This window comes from Tepidibacter sp. Z1-5 (assembly GCF_037844525.1).
Taxonomy (GTDB): domain Bacteria; phylum Bacillota; class Clostridia; order Peptostreptococcales; family Peptostreptococcaceae; genus Tepidibacter_A.
In genome coordinates this window covers 1-1,900 of the sequence record NZ_JBBMMD010000062.1, presented here as the reverse complement: position 1 = coordinate 1,900, position 1,900 = coordinate 1, and the positions used below count along the sequence as shown (strand labels likewise).

Here is a 1,900-nt window from a genome sequence, read left to right as displayed (position 1 = left end):
TAATTAACGGAGTAGGAAACAACTTAGTAGCTCCTAAACAAAACACTACAAGAGAACAAGCAATCGTTATGATGAGCAGAATAGCTAAAAATAATGGATGGATGGACGAATTTAGAAAACCAACTAAACCCGAAAAGATACCTGCATCTTCTGATGAATATAATTACCAAGACGGATTCGCTATACCAAAGGATTATAGAAATGTTTATGCAGAGGTAGCAGGACCAGGCAAGGCTTACTATTTACATGTACGTGTTGCATGCGATATGTCAGACGTTGATAAACAAAAAGAATTATTAATCGGATTACTTGACAGTAAGCCAAGTATGATAAATAAGTCAGGAAAAGATTATGTGTTAAAACAATTCAAAGACATGTACTTAGAACATCCCACTAAAAAAGATTTACATGGATGGAGTTCACCTGAGTCAGACCCTAACACTGATTCACCAATGAATTATACTCATAACATGGGAAATGGTTACATCATAGAAATAAGAGGAGAAAATGATTTGTGTTTCGAAGTAATTGAAAAGAAGTAGTTGAAAACTAAATAATAAATATATGTACGGGGTAGATGTACTTATCCCCGTACTATAAATAGACGAACAAAGGAGAAAATAGAATAACACCACTACATATATGGAATATATTGTAAGCGTGAAAAATCATGTACAAAGTTAGTTTTTACATATTAAATAAGATTAAAATATGTATTATTTTTATACAAAAATAATTCGTTTAAAATAATTAATATGTATTCTTAATAAAAATGAATAGATAAATTTTCGGTAAGCTCTTTAGGTATCATTATTGATTGACTTGAGTAATCTATGTAGATATTTTTTTTGTTTGGTTTTTCTTTTTTATTTTTTTCTATAATATTTAAATTAAATAGTTTGTTATGTGGGCTTAATAATTCTTCCATTCCTAAAGCTCTTAAATATCTAGAAAGAGAACCTATTCTAGTGGAAAATGATCTAGTGTTAGGATTGAGTATAGAATTAGAATCAACACTAATTATAAAGCTTTTCTCGTGTATGTCTACTAATTGTAGAGTTGATTTATCATAACTTCTAGAAACATGGTTATTAAAAATCTTTATTCCCTCTTCTATTATAATATTGTAGTGATTTAAATTGGTTTTTCCATAGTTTTTTGTATCATTTCTTAAAATAAATTCTACTAAATACATTGCATATCACCTTATTATATAAATTTTAAGAATAAATTTAAATTATAATTTTTATTCTTTTTATAGTATTGTCTATATGTATTTTTTTATAATGTAAAAACATTAAATTCATATTCTTCAATATTTAAAAGTGACATATGGATATTGTAAATAATATACATTTTATCTATAATAATAATATAATGCTAAATGAATCTTATATATGGAGGTGTATTATGAAAAAATTAATTACAATGATTTTCTTAATAAGTATGCTATTTTGTTTTTCAATAAATGCATGGGCGATGCCATCGGATTGGGCGAAACAAGATGTTGAGGATATGAAAAACAATAAACTAGTAAATGCTAACTTGGTAGACGAAAGTCAATTCCAAGATATGATAACTAGAGAGGAATTTGCAGAACTTGCAGTTTTATTATATGCTAAGGCAAAACAAGTAAGCGTGGAAGAGTTAATAGAGAAAGATTCAAAAGAGCCTTTTCTTGACACAGACAACCCTTACGTGGCAGTAGCGTATAATGAGGGAATCGTTAATGGAACATCTCCTGTAACTTTCAACCCAAGAGATAAGATAACTAGAGAAGCTATAGCAACTATGATAAAAAGAGAACTTCAAGAATTAGGAAAAGATACAACTCCTAAAAAGAGTGCAACTTTTAGTGATATGAATAAAGTAAGTTCTTGGGCAAAAGACGGAATAAACT

Annotated in this window: 3 protein-coding genes; 2 read left to right on the top strand and 1 reads right to left on the bottom strand. The window is 28.3% G+C overall.

Features of this window, described 5'->3' with window-relative positions:
• Positions 1-542 (top strand): hypothetical protein (locus WJW32_RS12410; protein WP_340258791.1); only part of this gene is annotated, 542 nt, incomplete at its 5' end.
• A 221-nt stretch (positions 543-763) separates the two neighbouring features.
• Here WJW32_RS12410 and WJW32_RS12405 read toward each other — a convergent pair.
• Positions 764-1,195, bottom strand: a complete 432-nt coding sequence (locus WJW32_RS12405) for a hypothetical protein (protein ID WP_340258789.1) — start codon at positions 1,193-1,195, stop codon at positions 764-766.
• Positions 1,196-1,410: 215 nt separating this feature from the next.
• Here WJW32_RS12405 and WJW32_RS12400 point away from each other — a divergent pair.
• A partial coding sequence (locus WJW32_RS12400) for an S-layer homology domain-containing protein (protein WP_340258787.1) occupies positions 1,411-1,900 on the top strand: 490 nt, incomplete at its 3' end.

Bases quoted from the DNA above. Each gene is read 5' to 3' on its own strand.
- WJW32_RS12405 (WP_340258789.1), bottom strand. From the start codon at position 1,195: ATGTATTTAGTAGAATTTATTTTAAGAAATGATACAAAAAACTATGGA.